Origin of the sequence: Phenylobacterium sp. Root1290, from assembly GCF_001425305.1 — a bacterium.
GTDB lineage: Bacteria > Pseudomonadota > Alphaproteobacteria > Caulobacterales > Caulobacteraceae > Phenylobacterium.
Genome location: NZ_LMEE01000002.1, coordinates 626,580 through 647,587, shown reverse-complemented (window position 1 = coordinate 647,587; position 21,008 = coordinate 626,580). Strand labels below are relative to the sequence as shown.

The following is a 21,008-nucleotide window of genomic DNA, read 5'->3' as shown; positions in this document are numbered from 1 at the left end:
GCGCATCCCGCGACGTTCCCGCCCATGGCCCTATTGGACTGGATCGCGCCGGAAAGCGGCCTTCGCATCGAGGGCGACGGCGTGCGTCTGCGTCCGCCGCGCGCCGCCGACTTCGCCGAGTGGCGTGAACTGAGGACCCAGTCGCGCGAGTTCCTCCAGCCCTGGGAACCGACCTGGCCGGCCGACGATCTGACCCGTGCGGCCTTCCGCCGCAGGCTCACGGCCTATGCCCGCGACCGTGAGGCCGGCACAGCCTATCCGTTCTTTGTCTTCCGCACGCGCGACGATGCGCTGACCGGCGGCATCACGCTTTCCAACATCCGGCGTGGCGTCGCGCAGATGGGTTCTGTGGGCTACTGGTGCGGCCAACCCTTTGCGCGGCAAGGGCAAACGCTCGGCGCGGTGCGGGCCCTGACGGTGTTCGCCTTCCGCACCCTGGCGCTGCATCGGCTGGAAGCGGCCTGCCTGCCCAGCAACGAGCCGTCGCGCAAACTCCTCAACCGTGCCGGGTTTCAGGAGGAAGGTCTCGCCCAGGCTTATCTGAAAATTAACGGCGTCTGGCGAGATCATGTGCTGTTCGGTCTTGTGTCACCACTCAGGGGACACGAGGGGCCGGACGAAGGAGTGTCTGTTTAGCGCTCGGCTGTCGTGGGCCGAACCGCTCTGCGGCGCGTTGGCCTGAAATGTCTTGAGACAATGCCGAACGATCGTTGGAGCTGGGACGCAACCGCGACCTTGGAGGCGCTAGGCGCCGCCGATGTGGCCCTGTGGCTCTGGGAGCCTGAAAAGGATCGCCTGCACCTGACCGGGGCCTCGCGCGCGCTGGGCCTGGGCCCGCTGGCGCCTGAGTGCTCGTCGGCGGCGATGCGGGCCCTGGCCCTGCCGCCTGACCGGGCGCTGGCCGAAGACGTCCTGCGGGTTCAGGAACCGGGCACCGAAATTTCCGTCCGCCTGCGCATGCGCGGCGGCGGCGTCTGCATCTGGCGCGGCGTCTGGCTCGAGGAAGGCCTGCGCGCGGCCGGCGTTGTAGCGCCGGAAGCCAAGTTCGCCGCCTCTGACCAGGACGGGCTGACCGGCCTGCTCGATCGCAAGAGCTTCGTGGCGCGGGCCCGTGAACGCCTGGCCCATCCCGGACAATATGAACTGGTGGTCGCCGACCTCGACCGCCTGCGCCGCCTGAACGAGGCGCTGGGGCATGAGCGCGCCGACCTGGTCCTGGCCGCCCTCGGGTCGCGCCTGGCCGCCGCCTTCCCGCCGCACGCCCTGCTGGCCCGGGTCGGCGAGGACGAGTTCGCCGTGCTGACCACCGTCAGCCAGATGTCCGCGGCCGAGACCCTGCGTCAGGCGCTGGAGCAGCCGCTGCGCGTCGCCGGCTTCGACATCCATCCCACCCTCTCCATCGGCGCCGTCGAGGCGCCGGGCGGCGAGGACGCGCCTGAGGCCGCCGAACTGCTGCGCCGCGCCGAACTGGCCGTGGAAGCGGCCAAGAGCGGCGGACGCGGCGGCGCGGCCGCTTATGGCCGCAGCCTGGAAAGCGACGGCCTCTCGCGCCTGGCGCTGGAGAGCGACCTGCGCGGCGCCTTCGGCCGCAATGAGATCGTGCCGTTCTACCAGCCGATCGTACGGCTCTCCACCGGAGCGCTGTCGGGCTTCGAGGCGCTGGTGCGCTGGCGCCATCCGCGTCGCGGCCTGCTGACACCTGACCAGTTCCTGCCGCTCTGCGAGGAGATGGGCCTGATGAGCGAGCTAGGCGCGATGATGATGCGCCGGGCCGCCGACCAACTGGCCCGCTGGCGCCGCGATCACCGCGCCGCCGGCGAACTGACCGTCGCCGTGAACCTCTCGACCGGCGAGATCGACCGGCCCGACCTGATTTCCGACGTCGCCGAGATCCGGCGCGAGACCGGCCTGCCGCCGGGCGCGCTGAAGCTGGAAGTCACCGAAGGCGACGTCATGCGCGACCCCGACCGCGCCGCCATTGTGCTGCGCAACCTGCGTGAAGCCGGCGCCGCCTTGGCCCTCGACGACTTCGGCACCGGGTTCTCGTCGCTGAGCTACCTGACCCGCCTGCCGTTCGACACCCTGAAGATCGACCGCTACTTCGTGCGCACCATGGCCACCAACGAGGGCTCTGCAAAGATCGTCTCGTCCGTGGTGAAGCTGGGCCAGGACCTCTCGCTGGAGGTCGTGGCCGAGGGCGTCGAGAACGCCCAGATGGCCCGCCAGCTGCTCTCGCTCGGCTGCGACTACGGACAGGGCTTCGGCTACGCGCCGGCGCTCTCGCCGCAGGAGGCCGAGGTCTATCTCAACGAAAGCTATGTGGACGGCGCCGCGCCGGTGAAGGCGCGCGGCTAGGCCCGGCCGGCGGTCGAGCTCAGCAGGCTGGCGTCGACGCCGATCTTGGCCAGGGCGTTCGACCACTTGTGCGCGTGGTCGTCGCCGAAGATCAGGGTCTCGTCAGGCTCGCAGGTGAGCCAGACGTTCTCGCGCAGCTCGCGTTCCAACTGCCCCGGACCCCATCCGGCATAGCCGAGCGCCAGCAGCGCGCGGCGCGGCGGATGGCCATGGCCGCCCATGGCTTCCAGCACCTCGCGGGTGGCGGTCAGGGCCACGCCGTCGCCGACCTCCATGCTGTGCTCGCCGGCCATGTAGTCGTCGGTGTGAAGGACGAAGCCGCGTTCACGATCGACCGGCCCGCCCAGCAGGACCAGGTCAGGCGGCACATCGATCGAGAGCTTCACGTCGAGCCGCCCCAGCAGGTCCGGGAGGGTCAGCCCCTCGACCGGCCGATTGACCGCGATTCCCATGGCGTGACTCTCGTCATGGGCGCAGATGAGCACCAGGGCGCGCTCGAAGCGCGGGTCGCCGATGCCGGGCATGGCGATCAGCATCTGGCCGGAAAGAAACGCGCCGTCTCCCATTCCACGAAATTTGACGCGGATCGCGGCGCTTTCAAGTCTTAGCGTTACACAAGGCCGTTGATGCAGCCGCATAGGTGGTTATCTGGTGGCCTGAGCTGATCAGGGAGACAGATCATGACCATCAAAGTCGGCGACAAGCTGCCCGCCGCCACCTTTTCCGCCGGGACCGCCGAAGGTCCCAAGCCGATGACGACGGACGAAGTCTTCGCCGGCAAGAAGGTCGCGCTGTTCGCGGTGCCCGGCGCCTTCACCCCGACCTGCTCGGCCCGCCACCTGCCGGGCTTCAAGGATCACGTGGCCGACTTCAAGGCCAAGGGCGTGGACGCCATCGCCTGCGTGTCGGTCAACGACGCCTTCGTCATGAAGGCCTGGGGCGAGAGCCAGTCGGTGCTGGGCGACATCCTGATGCTGGGCGACGGCAACGGCGACTTCACCAAGGCCATCGGCCTGGAGATGGACGGCTCGAAGTTCGGCATGGGCGTCCGCTCGCAGCGCTACTCGATGATCGTCGAGGACGGCGTCGTGAAGGAGCTCAATGTCGAGGCGCCCGGCGAGTTCAAGGTCTCGGCCGCCGACTACATGCTGGCCCAGCTCTAGAGGCTAGACGCCCAGAGCCTGCGCGCCGACGGCCTCGAGGTCGTCGGCGCTTTCCATCAGGCCCTCGGCCAGGCCCGGAGCCTGGGCCAGGACCTGGCTGGCGAAGACGCGCGCCAGGGCGGCCTTGCTGCGAGACCAGTCGTCGGCGCCGTCGGCCACGGCCTGCGCCTGCTTGGCCAGCATCCAGCCGCCGATGACGTCGCCGGCCAGCTTCAGATAGGGCGTCGCGGCCGCCAGGGCGTTGGGGCCCTTGTTCTGCAACACCCAGTCGGTGGCCCGTTCGAGGGCCGCGACGCCGGCCTCTAGGCGCGATCCCACCGGGGCGAGCTCGCCGCCCAGCGTTTCGGCCGTGGCGTGCATCTCGGCGCAGAGCGCGTCCATCACCGCGCCGTCCTGCATCGACACCTTGCGGCCGACCAGGTCGATGGCCTGGATGCCGTTGGTGCCTTCGTAGATCGGGGCGATGCGGGCGTCGCGATAGTGCTGGGCTGCGCCGGTCTCCTCGATGAAGCCCATGCCCCCGTGGATCTGCACGCCCATCGAGGCGACCTCGACGCCGATGTCGGTGGACCAGGCCTTGGCGATCGGGGTCAGCAGCTCCTGGCGGGCCTTGGCGGTGGCGCGTTCGGCTTCGTTCTGGGCCAGGCGGGCCTGGTCGGCCAGCACGCCGGTGGTCAGGCAGATGCCGCGGGCGGCCTCGATCTTGGCCTTCATCAGCAGCAGCGAGCGGCGCACGTCGGGGTGGCCATAGAGCGGGGCGGGGTTTTCGGCCGACCATACGGCGCGGCCCTGCTTGCGCTCCTGGGCGAAGGCCAGGGCCTGCTGGAAGGCGCGCTCGGCGATGCCGACGCCCTGAACGCCGACCTGCAGGCGGGCGGCGTTCATCATCACGAACATATGGGCGATGCCGTTGTTGATCTCGCCGACCAGCTCGGCCTTGGCGCCCTCGAACAGCATGACGCAGGTGGGCGAGCCGTGGATGCCCAGCTTGTGCTCGATCGAGCCGGCGCGCAGGTCGTTGGCGACGCCCAGCGAGCCGTCGTCGAGGACCTCGCGCTTGGTGGCCAGGAACAGCGAGATGCCCTTAACCCCGGGCGGGGAGTCGGGCAGTCGGGCCAGCACCAGATGGCAGATGTTGTCGGCGGCGTCGTGGTCGCCCCAGGTGATGAAGATCTTCTGGCCGTACAGGCGATAGCCGCCGTTCCCGTCCGGTTCGGCGCGGGTGGTGACGGCGGCGAGATCCGAGCCGGCCTGCGGCTCTGTCAGGTTCATGGTGCCGGTCCATTCGCCTGAGACCAGCTTGGGCAGGACCAGGCGTTTCTGGCGCTCGGAGCCGTGCAGGTCGAGCGCCTCGATCGCGCCCTGGGTCAGCATCGGGCAGAGGCCGAAGGCCATGTTCGCGGCCTGGACCATCTCGAACACCGCCAGCTCCATGGCCTTGGTCAGGCCCTGGCCGCCGTGCTCGGGATCGGCCGACAGCGAGTTCCAGCCGCCGGCGACAAAGGCCTGGTAGGCGTCGGCGAAGCCTGGGGCCGAAATCACCGCGCCGTTCTCATAGCGGGCGCCGACCTGGTCGCCCTTGCGGTTCAGGGGCGCGAGCTGCTCCTCGGCGAAGGCGCCAGCCGCCTCCAGCACCGCGCTGACCGTATCGTCATCCAGATCGGCGAAGGCGCCGGATACGAGCGCCGGGTGGCCGGCGATCCGCAGCGAGAGGGCGAGGTCACGGATGGGCGCGCGGTAGGACATGCTGAACTCCGATATGTCAGGCGTTCTTTAGGGGAGGCGCGGCGGCGCTCCAAGCGCCAACGAGTTGCAAAATGCAAGCTTCAGGCTGATCAAGGGGTTGGATGACCGAATTCGGCCGCCAGAAGGATCGGCGCTCCCGTCGAAGCGCTGCCGTTGCAGCGGGCGAAACGGTGCGTTGCAGACGCCGCGGCAGCGAGGCCTAGCCAGATCGGCCGACCGACGCCCATATGTGAACCTGGAACGCAACTGAGCCCTATCGGCAGGTTTTCCCGGACGTCGTCCACGAACCTGCCGGATCGGCGCAGGGCGTCCGCAGTCGTGTCGAGTTCAGAGTAGATCGTCCATGCCCGAGGCCCCCCAGGCGCGCAGTCGTTACAGCGCTGTCGCCATCGTCCTGCACTGGCTGATCGCCGCGGCGATCGTGTTCCAGGTGATCATCGCCTGGCGGATGGGCGGGGGGCGCACGCCCGAGGGCTTCGCGCTCGTCCAGCTGCACAAGTCGATCGGGATCACGGTCCTGCTGCTCAGCCTGGTCCGGCTGGGCTGGCGGCTGACGCATCGGCCGCCGCCGCTGCCCGCCGGCATGGCGACCTGGGAGAAGGCGCTGGCCAAGGTCGCGCATGTCGGCCTCTACGCGATCATGATCGGCCTGCCGATCACCGGTTGGATCATGGTCTCGGCGAGCCGCATCCAGGTGCCGACCCTGCTCTTTGGCGTCATCCCCTGGCCGCACGTGCCGGGACTGGCGCACCTGGCCGAGCCGGCCAAGAGCGCCTGGCACGCCTTCGGCGAGACCGGGCACGAGGTCCTGGCCTGGGGCGCCTATGTCCTGGTGGCGCTGCACGTGGCCGGGGCGCTCAAGCACCAGCTGTTCAGCAAGGACGAGCCGGTGCTGGCGCACATGGCGCCTGGGGCCAAGCCGGGCGCCTGGTTCGACCCGCGGCTGGTCGCCATCGTCGTCGCCGCCCTGGCGGTGATCGGCGCCGGATACGCCGCGGCGCCCGCGCCGCCGGCCTCCAAGCCGCTGCCCGCGCCCCCGCCCGCCGCCCCGGAGGTTCCGGTCGAGACCCCGCAGGCCGCCGCGCCGGCGGTGGTCGAAACTGCGCCCGCCGCGGAGACCCCGGCCGAAGCCGCCGGCCCGTCGGCCTGGAAGGTCAACGCCGGTTCGACCCTGGGCTTCGCCACCTCGTGGGGCGGCTCGGCGATCGAAGGCCGCTTCGACCGGTGGACCGCCGACATCCTGTTCAGTCCGCAGGCGCTCGACACATCCAAGGTCAGCGTCAGTATCGACCTGGCCTCGGCGGTCAGCGGCGACGCCCAGCGCGACGAGTCCATGCAGGGCGCCGACTGGTTCGACGCCGCCAGCCACGCCAAGGCGACCTTCACCGCCACGCGCTTCGAGAAGACCGGCGAGAACCGCTATGTCGCCATCGGGACGCTGACCCTGCGTGGGGTCTCCAAGCCGCTGCGGCTGCCGTTCACGCTCAAGATCGAGGGCGACAAGGCGCGCGTCAGCGGTGTAACCACCCTGGACCGCACGGCCTTTGGCGTCGGACAGGGCGAGTGGAAGAGCACCGATCAAATTCCGGCCGAGGTGAAGGTCAGCGTCAACCTGACGGCGACGCGGCGCTAGAGGCCGCCGCCCAGGCGCTGCGCGCGGGCAAGCTGGTCATCCTGCCGACCGAGACGGTCTACGGGCTGGCGGGCGACGCCGGCGACCCGCAGGCCGTCGCCGCGATCTTCGAGGCCAAGGGCCGGCCGAGCTTCAACCCGCTGATCTCGCATGTCGCCGACCTGGCGGGCGCGGAGAAGATCGCCGTGTTCGACGAGCGCGCCCGCGCCCTGGCCAAGGCGTTCTGGCCCGGCCCCCTGACCCTGGTGCTGCCGGTCGCCGACACCCAAGCGGTGAGCGACCTGGCCCGCGCCGGGCTCGACACCGTGGCGGTGCGCGCGCCGGCCCATCCGCTGGCCCGCGCGCTGCTGGCGCGGTTCGGCGGGCCGGTGGTGGCGCCCTCGGCCAACCGCTCGGGGCGGCCCAGCCCGACCAACTATGCCGACGCCATGGAGGAGACGGGGGACAAGGTCGCCGCCGCCCTCGACGGCGGCCCCTGCGAGGTCGGCCTGGAGTCGACGGTGGTCTCGCTGCTCGACCAGCCGCGGCTGCTGCGGCCCGGCTCGGTGACCCGCGAAGAGATCGAGGCGGTGATCGGCCCGCTGGCCGAGGCGCAGGCCGACGCCAAGCGCTCGCCCGGCCGGCTGGCCCGTCACTATTCGCCCAAGGCGCCGGTGCGCCTGAACGTCGCCGCCCCGCAGCCGGGGGAGGCGTACCTCGCCTTCGGGCCCGGCGAGCACCGCTGGAACCTCAGCCCGACCGGCGACCTGCGCGAGGCCGCCGCCCGCCTCTTCGCCTATCTGCGCGACGCCGACCGCACCGCGCCCGCCGCCATCGCCGTCGCCCCGATCCCGCACGAGGGCCTGGGCGAAGCGATCAACGACCGCCTGAAGCGCGCGGCGGGGTTTGTCGGGTAGGGGCATGCTGGACTTCGACGCCGACAAGGAGATTTCCTTTGCCTCGGACCTCTTCGTTCGCTTTTCGCATGACGACAGGGGCGTCGCGTCCGGCCTCATTGATGAGGCGAGGAGCATCTCATTCAACGCCTGCTGTTGCGTGCTCAACGAGATTTGCAGGCCAGCGATCCCCGGCAAGGTCGCCCCGGGTCGACAACTCGAACTCCTCGACGAATGGGCGAAGGGTATTGAGCATCCCTTGAAGGAGGCGGTGCTGCGGTGTGCGGTGGCGCTCATCAATGCCGAGCCGTTGTCTTACGAGGCTTGCAGGCGCCTCATGGATGACATCGCGCGATACGACGGCCAGCGAGCGGCGCTTGGCCTCGCCTACTTCGCCGGCGATCCGGATGACCAAGAAGGTGATGTGCGGCTGCAATCGCATTTGGAAGCCGTCACGAAGCAATGGGCTGATCGGGGCGTCTGACTGTGGCTCGTGGGCTACCGGGCTGTGGCACGGGGGAGAACTGATCCCAATCGAGTACCGCCGGGAGCTTTGCGACACCTGCGGCGCGCATCGCCTCATTGCTGTGATCACGGCGGCCAGAGCCCCTTCGTGGGGCGAGCACCGTAACGTTGGGCTATGTTCGATTTTTCTGATTGTTTTTCAAAGCCGGGCCCGCAGTTATGCGGGCCACAATTAGCGGGGGGACCCCATGGCACTATCAATTGCTGCCGCGATCGCCAGCCTCAAGACCGCAGGCGAAATCGCGAATGGGTTTCTGACGCTACGCGATCAGGCCGTCATTCAGAGCAAGGTGATCGAACTCCAGTCGATCATTCTCGCGGCTCAACAGGGCGCAATCACCGCCCAGAGCGAACAGATGGAGCTTGTCGATGAAATCCGTGCACTTCGCGCGGAACTGGACAGACTGGCGGCATGGTCTGCGACGGCAGACCGCTACCAGCTTACCGACCTCGGAAAGGGCGTCTTCGCCTATAAGCCCCAGGCTGAGACGTTGGGGTCCGATCCGGACCATTTCGCTTGCGTTCAGTGCTTTGAGACGGGCAGGCGATCGGTGCTTCAGAACCTCGGCCGCTTCAACAGCCGTGAGCGGCTCGAATGTCAAGCGTGCAAGTCAGCGATTAACGTTCCGGTCGCCTGATCCAAAGCAAGACCCCGCCGGGTTAGGGCGGTGTCTTGTTCTTGGGCAGCCACTTCCGCCAAGCACGGTGGAATAGAAGCAACCCCAGGACGGTCAGCGCGCCCGCAACCAGCGACTCATACTCGTTGAGGAAGAAGCTCCAAAGCATCGAGGCGGCGACGGCCGCGATCAAAAGCCTGAAGTAACTCCCAATGCGCTTTCGCCTACGTGGCGTTTGTCGCGCATCTGCTTCGCTCACTCGCTCTCCGCCTCGACAGCAAAAGCCCCGACCAAAAACCAGGGCTTTGCCAGGCGCGCGAGGCGACCTTGACCACATGTAAGGGTGATTTGCGCGGAGACCTCAAGGGGTTGTGTCCGCTCCAATTGGCGCACCATTCTCAGGCCCCTATTCCTGTAGTTACAAAAACCCTTGCGCCCAAATCATTTTTGTAGTTACATCAATTCGCGGAGCAAACCGCAATAGGGGGACGAACGTGGCCATCCCGGCCGCGCTTCTCAAACAGGAGATCGCCATGGCTTACAAAATTCATTTCAAGGGGAAGAGAAAATGGAGACAAGTTATGACGAGAAGAAGAGGAAGCTAACTCTAGAGAACCGTGGGCTAGACTTTGCTGACGCGGGCAAGATATTCGCTGGTCTAACTCTAACTGTCGAGGACGACAGAACGGATTATGGCGAGGTGAGATATCAGACCATAGGTCGGCTCGTTCGCTCGACCCTCATGGTTGTGTGGACCCCGCGCGGTAAAGCACGCCACATCATCTCGATGAGGAAGTGCAATGATAGAGAAAAAGAGCGTTATAGAGCGAGCTTGGGTGGACTCTGACGACGCGCCCGAATGGGCGGACGATGTCTTCGAGCGTGCTGAGGTACGTGAAGATGACCGCATCATCCGCCCCGCTTCGGGTACGTTGACAAAGAGGGGGCGCCCCAAGCTCGAGAACCCCAAGCAGCAGGTCACGATCCGCCTCGACAGTGACCTAGTCGAACTGCTTCGAGCAACCGGGCCAGGCTGGCAGAGCCGAATAAACGAACTACTTCGGAAGGCGGTCAAGGTTTAGCTTTGACCGCCTCTTCGTTAGAGTGGGTCTATGTCCACGCAGGTTCGAAAGTAGTCGGCGGCTCATTCTTCGCTTCGCATGAAGAATCAACTCTGGCATCATGTTTGCGGCGTCGCAAACCCTCGTCCTAGCAGTAACGAGAGCCTCTGTTCACACGCTCCAAATACGCAAAGACGCTGCGGGCCGCCACAGCGGCGCGACGCCAACCTACACCCTTACCGCCCCAAGGTAGACGCCGGCCAGATCCAGCGCAAAGCCAGGCTCGGTGACCACTACCTCAGCCTCCGCGCCCCGTTCCCCCACCTCAGGTGTTTCCCCGCCGGACGTGAGGGCGCGTCGGGATTGCCTCGCGGCGGCGGCGGTCGAAGCTGGCGGCGATGTCGGACAAGTCCAAACGCCGCTTTCGCCTGGGCAGCCTCTTCAAGCTGTTGTTGCTGGCGGCTGGGGTGGTCGTGCTGCTGGTCGCGGCGGCGGTCGCCGCCTATGTCTGGAAGGGCTCGCACCCCTCGTTCCTGGCGCAGCAGCCGCGCGCGGCGCATGCTGCGTTCATGGCCTCGGGCCTGACGCTGCACACTCCGCCCGGCCCCGGCCCGTTCCCGACCGTGCTGCTCATCCCCGGCTGCGGCGGCATCCGTCGCGGCGAGGGCCCCAACCCGATCATGGACGAGTATGCGCAGTCGGCGCTGCAGGCCGGATGGGCGGCGGCGATCCTCGACAGCTATGGCCCGCGCGGCTGGGATCCGGACTGGGCGCGCAGGCGCGTCTGCGCCGGGGCGCGGCTGCAGGGGCTGTTCCGGACCGCCGACATCCTGGCCGGGCTGGACCTGCTGGCCCAGGACCCGCGCGTCGACCACAGACACGTGCGCGTCGCCGGCTGGAGCCATGGCGGCTGGGCGCTCGGCGACCTGGTCACCCTGCATGGCGATGCGGACTTCCAGCAGACCATGGCCGGGGTCGAGGCGATCCGCCTGACCTATCCGTTCTGCGCGCCGCCGGCCCGCGGCGGCCGCCGCGACTGGACCTGGAGCGGCGGCGTCGACCTGGTGATGGCCGAGCGCGACGTCATTCAGCCCCCGGCCGGCTGCACGCCGCTGGTCGAGCGTGCGAAGGCGGCCGGGGCCACGGTAGAGGTCACCGTGGTTCCCGGCGTCACCCACGCCTTCGACGAGCGGGTTCAGACCCCGGAATCGGCCTTCCGCTTCGACCCCGCCGCCACCGCCAGGATCCACCGGCAGTTCATCGGCTGGCTGCAGACCCCGGCGCCGCCGCGGTAGGGAGGCGCAGCGCCAATTGCGCGTAGACCGCCCGCTCGAAGGCCTCGAAGGTCGCCAGCATGCCGGGGTCGGCGAAGGGCAGGAACTGGCCGCAGAGCATGCCGGCCACGCCGCTGGCCGGGTCAGCCCAGTAGTAGCAGTTGGCCAGGCCGCCCCAGGCGAGGCTGCCGGCGCGGCGCATGCCGGGGACGTCGGCCTCGTTGCGCAGGAAGCCCAGCGTCCAGGTCTTGGGCGTGCCGGGCATGGGGCGGAAGTCGTGGCTGATCGGCGGCATGGCGGTGGAAAGGTCGCCGGCGTGGATGGCGCTGTCAGCCTCTCGCAGCCAGGCGAGCGTTTTGGGTCCCAGCACGCCGCCGCCGTCTTCGGCGAGAACGGCGCGGAGGAACTTCAGGTAGTCGGGCGCCGTGGAGCGCAGGCCGCCGCCGCCGTAGTAGGCGGGCGAGGAGGGCAGGGGCGGCACGGGGATGAAGGCGCCGTCCGGCGCATGGTGGTGCATGCAGGCGGCGCGGGCGTCCAGTTCGGGCGTGGACACGAAGGCGGTGTCGGTCATGCCGAGCGGGCCGGTGACGTGCTCGGCGACATAGGCGTCGAGGCCCTGGCCCGTCGCCTGCTCGACCAGCCAGCCCACCGCGTCGATCCCGATGCCGTATTGCCAGCCCTCGCCCGGATCGAAGGCCAGCACCGGCGCGCCGGGCGCACTCTCCATCAGGCTGCCGCCGACCTGGGCGTAGTAGCGGGCGAGGTCGGCGTGGAAGAAGTCGTAGGCTAGGCCCGAGGTGTGGGTCAGCAGGCGGCGAAGCGTCAGCGGTTTGGCGGCCGGGCGCAGGCGCGGCGCGCCGTCGGGCCCGAAGCCGTCCAGCACCTGCGGCGCGGCGAGGTTGGGCAGCCGCTCGCCGACCGGCGCGTCGAGATCGAGCACCCCGCGCTCGACCAGCTGCAGCGCCGCCGCCGAGGTGATCGCCTTTGTGCAGGAGGCGATCCAGAAGGTGTCGTCCGGCGCCATCGGCGTCGGGTCCGAGGCGCCGCGGACGCCGGCGGCGTAGAAGCTGTCGGTCCCGTCGGCGAAGGCGACGGCGGCGGTGAGGCCCGGCGCCGCGCCCCTGGCCACGGCCGCGTCGAGCAGCGCCTGTATCGTCTGCGAACCCATGCTTCCTCCCCCGGCCTCTGATGAGGCTCTCGTCGCCCGCCAGCGGGGATGATCAGCGGGGGGCTGTCAACGGGCGATGTTGGCTGCGCGTCTCGTCGGGCCTAGGGTCGCGCCATGACCGTTTCCGTTCCCGCCGACGTCATTTCCCGTCTCAAGGCCGTGCTCGGCGAGGGTGGCTGGAGCCAGGATCCTGAGCGGCTGGCGCCCAAGCTGGTGGAGTGGCGCGACCGCTGGCAGGGGAACACGCCGTTCCTGGCGCTGCCGAAGACGACCTCCGAGGTGGCCGCGGTGATCGGCGTCTGCGCGGAGTCGGGGACGCCGGTGGTGCCGCAGGGGGGCAACACCGGCCTGGTCGGCGGGCAGATCCCGCTGGGCGAGATCCTGCTGTCGACCGAGCGGATGCGGGCGATCCGCGACGTCGACGCCTTCGACGACGTGCTGGTGGCCGAGGCCGGGGTGACGCTGCAGGCCGCGCACGAGGCGGCGTTGGAGAAGCGGCGGCGCTTCCCGCTGGACATCGCCTCGCAGGGCACGGCGACCATCGGCGGGATCATCTCGACCAACGCCGGGGGCACGGCGGTGCTGCGCTATGGGAACACCCGCGACCTGGTGCTGGGGCTGGAGGCGGTGCTGCCCAATGGCGAGATCTGGAGCGGGCTCAAGCGCCTGCGCAAGGACAATACCGGCTATGACCTCAAGCAGCTGCTGATCGGGGCGGAGGGCACGCTGGGCGTCGTCACCGCCGCCAGCCTGAAGCTGTTCCCGGTGCTGGTCTCGCGGGCCACCGCCATCGCCGCGGTCGAAAATCCGGAGGCGGCGATCCGGCTGCTGGCCCGGGCCAAGGACGAGGCGGGCGGCGCGGTCGAGGCCTTCGAGCTGATGGGCCGGCGGGGCGTCGACTTCGTGCTGAAGAACATTCCCAACCAGCGCGACCCGTTAGCTGAAATCCATCCCTGGTACGTGCTGATCGAGATCGCCTCGGGCGAGCCGGGCGCGGCCGAAAGCGCGATGGAGCGGCTGCTGGGCGCGGCGCTGGAGGACGGGCTGGTGCGTGACGCGGCAGTCGCCCAGAGCCAGGCGCAGGCGCAGGCGTTCTGGTCGGTGCGCGAGAACCAGTCGCCGGGCCAGAAGCCGGAAGGCGCGACCTGGAAGCACGACGTCTCGGTGCCGGTCAGCCGGGTGGCGGCGTTCCTGAACGAGGCGACGGCGCGGATGGAGGCGCTGGTTCCCGGCGCGCGCGTCACCGCCTTTGGCCATGTCGGCGACGGCAACATCCACTACGACGTCATCCGCCCGGACGGCGGCGACGACGCGGCGCATTCGGCGCTGCGGAGCGAGGGCTCGCGCATCGTGCACGACATCGTCGCCTCGATGGGCGGCTCGATCTCGGCCGAGCATGGGCTGGGATCGATGAAGACCGAGGAGGCGAGGCGCTACAAGTCGCCGGTCGAGGTTGCGGCGCTCTCGGCGATCCGGCTAAGCCTGGACCCGAAGCGGATCATGAATCCGCGAGTCCATTTCTGAGTCCCCATGCTGATCGTCATCTCTCCCGCCAAGGCGCTCGACTTCACGCGGCCGGACGGCGCCGCCCCGATGACGACGCCGCAGATGGCCGAGGACATCGCCGAGCTGAGCGTCACGGCCAAGAAGCTGAAGGTCTCGGACCTGAAGAAGATGATGGACCTGTCGGACAATCTGGCGACGCTGAACCGCGAGCGCTTCCAGGCCTTCGACCCGGCGATGGAGGACGGCCTGCAGGCGGCGTTCGCGTTCAACGGCGACGTCTATTCTGGGCTGAAGGCGCGGGAGCTGAACAAGAAGGGCCTGAACTACGCCCAGAAGCACTTGCGGATCCTGTCGGGCCTGTACGGCGTGCTGCGGCCGCTCGACGCGATCCAGCCCTACCGCCTGGAGATGGGCGTGCGCATCAAGACCAAGCGCGGCGCCAGCCTCTACGACTTCTGGGGCGACAAGATCTCGGCCGCGTTGAACGAGGCTGGGAGCGGGCACAAGGACCCGACGCTGGTGAACTGCGCCAGCCAGGAATACTTCGGCGCGGTCGACCGGGACGCGATCAAGCTGCCGGTGGTGACGGCCAAGTTCTTCGAAGAGAAGGACGGCGCCTCGAAGATCATCTCGTTCTACGCCAAGAAGGCGCGCGGGCTGATGGCGCGATACGCCATCGACCACGGCGTCGAGAAGGCCGAGGATCTCAAGGCCTTCGACAGCGAAGGCTATCGTTTCCAGAAGAGCGCCTCGAGCGACACCGAGTGGGTGTTCTCGCGGCCCCAGCCTCCGCCGCCGTCAGCGGCTAAAAAGCAGAAGGACTGATCGGATGGCCGTGGACTATGGGCTGCAGGGCCATGTGGCCGTCATCACCGGCTCCACCAGCGGCATCGGCCAGGCGCTCGCCGCCGCGCTGGCCGAGCAGGGCGTCAACGTCATCCTCAACGGCTTTGGCGATCCGGCCAAGATCGAGGCCGACCGCGCTGCGCTGCAGGCGCGGACCAACGCGGCGATCCGCTACCACGGCGCGGACATGACCAAGCCGGACGAGATCACCGACCTGATCGAATACGCGGTGCGCGAGTTCGGCCGGCTGGACATCCTGGTCAACAACGCCGGCATCCAGCATGTCGCCCCGGTCGATGAGTTCCCGCCCGAGAAGTGGGATGCGCTGATCGCGATCATCCTGTCCTCGACCTTCCACGCCAGCCGCGCGGCGATCCCGATCATGAAGGCGCAAGGGCGCGGGCGGATCGTCAACATCGCCTCGGCGCACGGCCTGGTCGCCTCGCCGTTCAAGGCGCCCTATGTGGCGGCCAAGCATGGGGTGGTCGGCTTCACCAAGGGCCTCGGCGTCGAGCTGGCGCGGACGGGCATCACCGCGAACGCCATCTGCCCCGGCTATGTGAAGACGCCGCTGATCGAGGCGCAGATCGTCGATCAGGCCAAGACCCGCGGCATCCCCGAGGACCGGGTGATGGAAGAGGTCATCCTGGCCGCCCAGCCGAACAAGAAGTTCGTCGAGTACGAACACCTTGCGGGCATGCTGCTGTATCTGGTGTCGGACATGGGCGCCTCGGCGACCGGCGCGGCGATGGTGGTGGACGGCGGCTGGACGGCGACCTAGAGCGGCCGCCGTCCCCGAGGGCGGCTACTTCTTGAAGGTCAGTTCGCGGGCGGTGAGGCCGCCGCGCAGGACGCGGACGGACTCGCGCGAGACCGCGGCCTGGTTGCTCTTCGGGACGCTGCCGAAGGCCTTGGCCATGACGGCTTCGCCCTCTTCTAGGCTGCGGTCGAACACGGCCATGTTCTTGTACTGGACCATCAGGACGACGTCGGCCTCGCCGTCGCGGGGGGAGTCGATCGCCAGCACACGGTAGTCGAGGACGTCGCCCCGGGCTTTCTCGGCTTCCTGGATGCTGCGCCAGGTCGAGTTCAGATAGGCCAGGTAGTCATCGAACATGCCGGCCTTGGTCTCGATGTAGGAGATCTGCCAGACAGGACCCAGGTCGTAGGTCCTGGGCGCGTTCTGGGCCATGGCGGCGCTGCTGAGTCCCAGGGCCAGAGCGGCGGCTGCAAGAATAGTTCTCACGCAAACTCTCCTGTCGTCTATCGCGCGGGTCTGCGCAGCGGGAGCTTGCTCTGCTGTAGTTCAAAGAACAACGTTATCCAGGTTGTGCGGGCTGTCGCAGCCGCAGCAGCACCCAGATCGAGACCGGCAGGTTGACCAGCACGGCGGTCACCACGCCGGGCGCATAGCCGCCGAACGCCCAGGCGGCCGGGAGGTGGGGCGCCAGCACATTGACCAGCAGCAGGACGGCCACCGCCCGCAGCGCGAGGATCTTGGCGGCCGTCGAGACGCCGGTGGCCGCCCACGCGGCCAGGGCGCCGATGGCGAGCGTCAGGAAGGTCAGGGCTAGGGCGAAGACCGCCGGCTCCGGGCGCCACCCGACCAGGCCGTAGGCGTCCAGCATCGCCTCGACCTGGCCCCTAAGCAGCGCGTAGGCGAGGCCCTCCTCGAGGTTGTGCAAGGCGAGCGCCGCGATCAGCGCCAGACCCGCGCCGCGACGCCGGCCCATCTCAGTCGGCCGGCCGGGGACCGAAGTCCGGGCTGAAGCGGATGTTGTCCCTGGCCAGGCCGTCGATCACCACCTGGGCCCCGCCGCTCTTGATCATCCACTCCAGCCGGTGGTCGCGGTACTCGCGCTTGAACAGGCCCTGACGGACCAGTTCGGCGACATTGGGCATGGCCGCGGCTCGGGATGAGGCGGCCGCCTCCTCGGCGGTGCGGGCGACCGAGCTGCGGGCGTTGGCGCGCTCCAGCCAGGCGGCGAGGCGCGTACCCTTGTCGGGCGGCAGGCCGTGGCCGACCGAGCCGTTCAGATAGGGCGCGACGGCCAGGTCGCCCCAGCCGAAGGTCTCGCCGTTGAACCAGGTGCGATCGGCCAGCTCGTCTTCGAGCCAGGCGTACCAGCGGCGTGTCTGGCTGGCGGCTCTGGCCAGCAGGGTGCGTTCCAGCTCGCCCTCGGCGCGGCGGAACCAGCGGATCTCCGACAGGCCCCAGTTGATCGCCTCGAAGTGGGTGTCCATCGCCTCCTCCAGCATCCGAACGCGGGCGCGTTCGGCAGGGCCGGAGGGCAGCAGCGGCGGGTCGGGCCAGCGGTCCTCGATGTATTCCAGGATGATGGTCGAGTCGAAGACGCGGACCTCGCCGTCGACCAGGGCCGGGACTTCGGCGCGGGGATTGGCCTGCAGGAATTCGCCGGCCGCGCCGCCGGCGCCGAGGCCGCCGGGGGTCAGGGTCTCGAACGGCTGGCCCTTCTCGCGCAGGGCGATCTTGACCTTCTGGGCGTAGGGCGAAAGCGGGTGGTCGTAGAGCTTCAGCATGGCGCGGCTACCTCCAGCGTCATGATCGAGCCGTCCTTGCGCCGCGGAAGTCAACAGGGGCGCCTTGACGGCCCCCGCGGAAGGCCGCTCCTTGTGGCCCAACAAACGTTTGAAAAACGAGGGAGGCGCTCGTGGCCTACAAACCATTCGACCTGACCGGCAAGGTGGCGCTGGTCACCGGCGGCAACGGCGGCATCGGCTTCGGCATGGTCGAGGCCATGGCCCAGGCCGGGGCCGACATCGTCATCTGGGGCTCGAACGCCCAGAAGAACGTCGATGCGGCCGAGAAGCTGAAGGCCACCGGCGTGCGCGTGCTGACCCAGGTGGTCAATGTCGCCGACGAGGAAGCCGTGCGCGCGGGCATGGTCGAGGCGGTCAGCAAGATGGGCCGGGTCGACACTGTGGTCGCCAACGCCGGCATCGGCGGCGGCGCCAAGTCGTTCGCCGAGTTCGACACCGCCACCTATCGCAAGGTGCTGTCGGTCAATCTGGACGGCGTGTTCTTCACCTTCCGCGAGGCCTGCAAGCACATGGTCGAGCGCTCGGGGCAGGGCGACCATGGCGGCTCGCTGGTGGCGATCTCCTCGCTCTCGGCCCTGGACGGGGCGGCGCGCAACGAGGCGTATGCGGCCACCAAGGGCGCGCTGATCCCGATGATCCGGGCGATCGCGGTGGAGCACGCGCGCTATGGCGTGCGGGCCAACTGCATCCTGCCCGGCTGGATCGCCACCGACATGACCGCCGGCGCACAGGACAACGACAAGTTCAACGACAGCGTCATCAAGCGCGTGCCGATGCGGCGCTGGGGCAAGCCGGCCGATTTCGGCGGCATGGCGGTCTACTTCGCTTCCGACGCCTCGGCCTTCCACACCGGGGACTCGGTGCTGATCGACGGCGGCTACGCGATCTTCTGATCTACAATGGCTGTCATCCCGGTTTCGCCGTGAGGCGAAGACCGGGACCCATTGCCGCCCGATCACGATGGAAGGGCGCGGCCGAGCCGCATCCTGACGCGCAAACCGGGATGACACCTCGGCGGCGACGATGAATGACGTCGGGTCATAGTTTCCTTGGCGCCCGCCTGGCGCCATCCTCCCGACCATAAAATTCGGGAGGATTTCGATGAGCCTGCATACTCCGCTGTGCGATCTGCTGGGTGTGAAGCACCCGATCATGCTGGCCGGGATGGGCGGCGTCTCCTACGCCGAACTGGTGGCCGCGGTGTCCAACGCCGGCGGCTATGGCGTGCTGGGCATGGCCGGCCGCACGCCCGACTTCATCCGCGACGAGATGCGCAAGGTCAAAAGCCTGACCGACAAGCCGTTCGGCGTCGACCTGCTGGCCGCCAGCCCGGAGAGCCTGACCGCCTCTGTGGAGATCATCATCGAGGAGGGCGCCTCGTCCTTCGTCGCCGGTCTCGGCGTGCCGATGCCGATCATGGAGAAGCTCAAGAAGGCCGGCCTCAAGGTCATGGTCGTCTGCGGGGCGGTGAAGCACGCGGTGAAGGCCGAGCAGGCCGGCTGCGACGCTGTGATCTGCCAGGGCGGCGAGGGCGGCGGGCACACGGGCCTGGTCGGCACCATGCCGCTGGTGGCCCAGGCGGTCGAGGCGGTGAAGATCCCGGTGGTGGCGGCCGGCGGCCTCTATGACGGCCGGGGCCTGGCCGCGTCCCTGACCCTGGGTGCGACCGGCGTCTGGATGGGTACGCGGTTCATCGCCTCGCAGGAGGCGCATGCCGGCGAGCTCTATCGCCAGGCGATCCTTGAGGCGGCCGACGAGGACACGGTGCGCACGCGCTCCTACTCCGGCAAGCCGATGCGCGTGAAGAAGAACCCCTATGTCGAGGAGTGGGAGACCCGCCCGCAGGACATCCAACCCTTCCCGATGCAGGCGATGCTGTCGACCCGCGAGGGCGTGATGGGCGGCATCGGCGGCCAGATCGAGGGCCTGGACCCCGACCGCTCGTGCTTCGCCATGGGCCAGTCGGCGGGCGGCGTGCACGAGGTGCTGCCGGCGGCCACGATCGTCGCCAACCTGATCAAGGAAGCCGAGGCGGCGATCGACCGCACGGCCAAGCTGCGCGCCGGCGTGCCGGCCTAGACAGCAAAGAGCCCGCCCCCGGGGCTGGCGGGGACGGGCTCGGCGTTGCGGCGGAAGGGGTGTGCGCCTTCCGCCTGCGTACTGGACCTTACGCTGCGACCTTGGCCGCAATCTGGGCCAGGTGGCGGCCTTGGAAGCGCGCGCCGTCCAGTTCGTTGGCGCTGGGCTGGCGCGAGCCGTCCCCAGCCGTGATGGTCGAGGCGCCGTAGGGGCTGCCGCCGGTGATCTCGTCCAGCTTCATCTGCCCGGCCCAGGCGTAGGGCAGGCCGACGATGACCATGCCGTGGTGCAGCAGCTGGGTGATGGTTGAGATGATCGTCGTCTCCTGGCCGCCGTGCTGGGTGGCGGTGGAGGTGAAGACGCCGCCGACCTTGCCGACCAGGGCGCCCTTGGCCCACAGCCCGCCGGTCTGATCCCAGAACGCCGCCATCTGCGAGGCCATGCGGCCGTAGCGGGTGCCGACCCCGACGATGATGGCGTCGTAGTTCGCCAGGTCATCGACCGTGGCGACCGGCGCCTCCTGGTCGAGCTTGTAGCCCGAAGCCTTGGCGAGCTCGTCGGAAACGGTTTCCGGGACGCGCTTGATGTCGACGGTCGCGCCGGCCTCGCGGGCGCCTTCGGCGACCGCCTTGGCCATGGTTTCGATGTGGCCGTAGGTCGAGTGGTAGAGCACGAGGACTTTGGTCATCGGGGTTCCTGGCATTCGGTGTGAGAAAAAGGGGCGGCCCGGACGCGGGGGGCGGCGTCCGGGCCGCTAGAGGCTTCCGCGCCGTTCCGGCGAGGAAAGCCTCTAGTTTTCGTAGGGTTGAGCGAAGTCCAATCGGACTTCGCTCGGGGGTCAGGCGGCGTCGACGAGGACGAGTTCGGCGTCCTCCAGGGCCGTGACGCGGATCGTCGCTTCGTCGCGGATGGCCAGGCCATCGCGGGCGTTGGCCTTCACGCCGTTGACCTCGATCGCGCCGGTGGCGGGCACGAGGTAGGCGTAGCGGCCTTCGCCAAGCTGGTACTCGGTGGTTTCACCAGCCTTCAGCGTGGCGCCGGACACCCGGCCGTCGGCGCGGATCGGCAAGGCGCCTTCATCGCCGTCGATGCCGCTGGCCAAGGTCACGAACTTCCCGGAGCGGTCGCCCTTGGGGAAGGGCTTGGCGCCCCAGGAGGGCTCGCCGCCGGCCTTGGTCGGCAGGATCCAGATCTGGAACAGCGTCGTGTCTTCGTTCTCGACGTTGTACTCGGCGTGACGGATGCCCGAGCCGGCGCTCATCACCTGCACGTCGCCCGCCTCGGTCCGGCCCTGGTTGCCCAGGCTGTCCTGGTGGGTGATCGCCCCGGTGCGAACGTAGGTGATGATCTCCATGTTCGCGTGCGGGTGCGGCGGGAAGCCGGAGTTCGGAGCGATCTTGTCGTCGTTCCAGACGCGCAGGGCGCCCCAGCTCATCCGCTTCGGATCGTGGTACTCGGCGAACGAAAAGTGATGCTTGGCGTCGAGCCAGCCGTGGTTGGCGCCGCCGAGGGTGTTGAAGGGTCGGATGTCGATCATCTTCGTAGCTCCGGGGGACGGGTCTGCTTGGGCCGTCCGTTCGAGAAAAAGGTAGCGATCT

Annotated in this window: 23 protein-coding genes; 15 read left to right on the top strand and 8 right to left on the bottom strand. The window is 68.8% G+C overall.

Translation table 11 applies throughout. From position 1 onward, the window contains the following. Window positions 1–24: 24 nt before the first annotated feature. Both ASC79_RS12620 and ASC79_RS12615 read left to right on the top strand, forming a co-directional pair. Window positions 25–636, top strand: coding sequence for a GNAT family N-acetyltransferase (locus ASC79_RS12620; RefSeq protein ID WP_056016703.1), 612 nt, complete (start codon window positions 25–27; stop codon window positions 634–636). Between the two features lie 60 nt (window positions 637–696). Further along, window positions 697–2,355 carry a bifunctional diguanylate cyclase/phosphodiesterase gene (locus tag ASC79_RS12615; RefSeq protein WP_056016700.1) on the top strand — a complete coding sequence of 553 codons (1,659 nt, stop codon included), beginning with the start codon at window positions 697–699 and terminating at the stop codon, window positions 2,353–2,355. Here ASC79_RS12615 and ASC79_RS12610 read toward each other — a convergent pair. Then, window positions 2,352–2,921 (bottom strand): YqgE/AlgH family protein, encoded by a 570-nt coding sequence (locus ASC79_RS12610; protein WP_056016697.1) that lies wholly within the window; start codon window positions 2,919–2,921, stop codon window positions 2,352–2,354. The genes ASC79_RS12615 and ASC79_RS12610 overlap by 4 nt on opposite strands. A gap of 114 nt (window positions 2,922–3,035) precedes the next feature. Between ASC79_RS12610 and ASC79_RS12605 the strand changes: the two genes are divergently transcribed. Further along, window positions 3,036–3,518, top strand: coding sequence for a peroxiredoxin (locus tag ASC79_RS12605; RefSeq protein WP_056016694.1), 483 nt, complete (start codon window positions 3,036–3,038; stop codon window positions 3,516–3,518). A 3-nt stretch (window positions 3,519–3,521) separates the two neighbouring features. Here ASC79_RS12605 and ASC79_RS12600 read toward each other — a convergent pair whose 3' ends face one another. Further along, the gene (locus ASC79_RS12600; RefSeq protein WP_056016691.1) at window positions 3,522–5,264 is read right to left on the bottom strand and encodes an acyl-CoA dehydrogenase; all 1,743 of its coding nucleotides are present in this window, start codon (window positions 5,262–5,264) and stop codon (window positions 3,522–3,524) included. Window positions 5,265–5,607: 343 nt separating this feature from the next. Here ASC79_RS12600 and ASC79_RS12595 point away from each other — a divergent pair, with 343 nt between their 5' ends. From ASC79_RS12595 to ASC79_RS12570, 7 genes are all read left to right on the top strand, one after another. Continuing rightward, window positions 5,608–6,897 (top strand): YceI family protein, encoded by a 1,290-nt coding sequence (locus ASC79_RS12595; RefSeq protein WP_056016688.1) that lies wholly within the window; start codon window positions 5,608–5,610, stop codon window positions 6,895–6,897. After that, window positions 6,828–7,793 (top strand): L-threonylcarbamoyladenylate synthase, encoded by a 966-nt coding sequence (locus tag ASC79_RS12590; protein WP_056016685.1) that lies wholly within the window; start codon window positions 6,828–6,830, stop codon window positions 7,791–7,793. The genes ASC79_RS12595 and ASC79_RS12590 overlap by 70 nt, the downstream gene beginning before the upstream one ends. A 4-nt stretch (window positions 7,794–7,797) precedes the next feature. Continuing rightward, window positions 7,798–8,256, top strand: a complete 459-nt coding sequence (locus ASC79_RS12585; RefSeq protein ID WP_056016682.1) for a hypothetical protein — start codon at window positions 7,798–7,800, stop codon at window positions 8,254–8,256. 229 nt (window positions 8,257–8,485) lie between these two features. Next, window positions 8,486–8,935, top strand: coding sequence for a hypothetical protein (locus ASC79_RS12580; RefSeq protein WP_056016676.1), 450 nt, complete (start codon window positions 8,486–8,488; stop codon window positions 8,933–8,935). Window positions 8,936–9,482: 547 nt separating this feature from the next. Further along, window positions 9,483–9,761 carry a BrnT family toxin gene (locus ASC79_RS20785; protein ID WP_082532092.1) on the top strand — a complete coding sequence of 93 codons (279 nt, stop codon included), beginning with the start codon at window positions 9,483–9,485 and terminating at the stop codon, window positions 9,759–9,761. Further along, window positions 9,715–9,996: a BrnA antitoxin family protein gene (locus ASC79_RS12575; protein ID WP_056016673.1), complete on the top strand. Its 282-nt coding sequence runs from the start codon at window positions 9,715–9,717 to the stop codon at window positions 9,994–9,996. Before ASC79_RS20785 ends, ASC79_RS12575 begins: the two co-directional genes overlap by 47 nt. A 377-nt stretch (window positions 9,997–10,373) precedes the next feature. Further along, the gene (locus ASC79_RS12570) at window positions 10,374–11,270 is read left to right on the top strand and encodes a dienelactone hydrolase family protein (protein ID WP_056016672.1); all 897 of its coding nucleotides are present in this window, start codon (window positions 10,374–10,376) and stop codon (window positions 11,268–11,270) included. Here the strand turns inward: ASC79_RS12570 and ASC79_RS12565 are convergent. Then, entirely contained in the window at window positions 11,233–12,417 is a 1,185-nt protein-coding gene (locus ASC79_RS12565) for a serine hydrolase (protein ID WP_056016669.1), read from the bottom strand. The genes ASC79_RS12570 and ASC79_RS12565 overlap by 38 nt on opposite strands. 114 nt (window positions 12,418–12,531) lie before the next feature. On the opposite strand from ASC79_RS12565, the gene ASC79_RS12560 reads away from it, so the two are divergent. Genes ASC79_RS12560 through ASC79_RS12550 form a run of 3 tightly spaced genes read left to right on the top strand, consistent with a single transcriptional unit; the run spans window position 12,532 to window position 15,550 of the window. Further along, the gene (locus ASC79_RS12560) at window positions 12,532–13,941 is read left to right on the top strand and encodes an FAD-binding oxidoreductase (RefSeq protein ID WP_056016666.1); all 1,410 of its coding nucleotides are present in this window, start codon (window positions 12,532–12,534) and stop codon (window positions 13,939–13,941) included. A gap of 6 nt (window positions 13,942–13,947) precedes the next feature. Further along, the gene (gene yaaA, locus ASC79_RS12555) at window positions 13,948–14,748 is read left to right on the top strand and encodes a peroxide stress protein YaaA (RefSeq protein WP_056016663.1); all 801 of its coding nucleotides are present in this window, start codon (window positions 13,948–13,950) and stop codon (window positions 14,746–14,748) included. Window positions 14,749–14,752: 4 nt separating this feature from the next. Next, window positions 14,753–15,550: a 3-hydroxybutyrate dehydrogenase gene (locus ASC79_RS12550; RefSeq protein ID WP_056016660.1), complete on the top strand. Its 798-nt coding sequence runs from the start codon at window positions 14,753–14,755 to the stop codon at window positions 15,548–15,550. Window positions 15,551–15,574: 24 nt separating this feature from the next. Here the strand turns inward: ASC79_RS12550 and ASC79_RS12545 are convergent, their stop codons facing one another. From ASC79_RS12545 to ASC79_RS12535, 3 genes are all read right to left on the bottom strand, one after another. Then, a complete protein-coding gene (locus tag ASC79_RS12545; protein WP_156378256.1) occupies window positions 15,575–16,015 on the bottom strand; it encodes a hypothetical protein in 441 nt (146 codons plus the stop codon). 73 nt (window positions 16,016–16,088) lie between these two features. Then, window positions 16,089–16,502, bottom strand: a complete 414-nt coding sequence (locus ASC79_RS12540; RefSeq protein WP_056016654.1) for an HXXEE domain-containing protein — start codon at window positions 16,500–16,502, stop codon at window positions 16,089–16,091. A 1-nt stretch (window position 16,503) separates the two neighbouring features. Continuing rightward, complete coding sequence (locus tag ASC79_RS12535; protein ID WP_056016650.1) at window positions 16,504–17,310, bottom strand: glutathione S-transferase family protein; 807 nt, start codon at window positions 17,308–17,310, stop codon at window positions 16,504–16,506. Window positions 17,311–17,441: 131 nt separating this feature from the next. Between ASC79_RS12535 and ASC79_RS12530 the strand changes: the two genes are divergently transcribed. Both ASC79_RS12530 and ASC79_RS12525 read left to right on the top strand, forming a co-directional pair. Further along, complete coding sequence (locus ASC79_RS12530; protein ID WP_056016649.1) at window positions 17,442–18,224, top strand: SDR family NAD(P)-dependent oxidoreductase; 783 nt, start codon at window positions 17,442–17,444, stop codon at window positions 18,222–18,224. A 208-nt stretch (window positions 18,225–18,432) separates the two neighbouring features. Then, window positions 18,433–19,410, top strand: coding sequence for a nitronate monooxygenase family protein (locus tag ASC79_RS12525; protein WP_056016646.1), 978 nt, complete (start codon window positions 18,433–18,435; stop codon window positions 19,408–19,410). 88 nt (window positions 19,411–19,498) lie between these two features. Here ASC79_RS12525 and wrbA read toward each other — a convergent pair whose 3' ends face one another. Both wrbA and ASC79_RS12515 read right to left on the bottom strand, forming a co-directional pair. Continuing rightward, window positions 19,499–20,098 carry an NAD(P)H:quinone oxidoreductase gene (gene wrbA, locus ASC79_RS12520; RefSeq protein WP_056016645.1) on the bottom strand — a complete coding sequence of 200 codons (600 nt, stop codon included), beginning with the start codon at window positions 20,096–20,098 and terminating at the stop codon, window positions 19,499–19,501. A gap of 150 nt (window positions 20,099–20,248) precedes the next feature. Further along, a complete protein-coding gene (locus ASC79_RS12515) occupies window positions 20,249–20,947 on the bottom strand; it encodes a pirin family protein (RefSeq protein ID WP_056016642.1) in 699 nt (232 codons plus the stop codon). Window positions 20,948–21,008 lie beyond the last annotated feature (61 nt).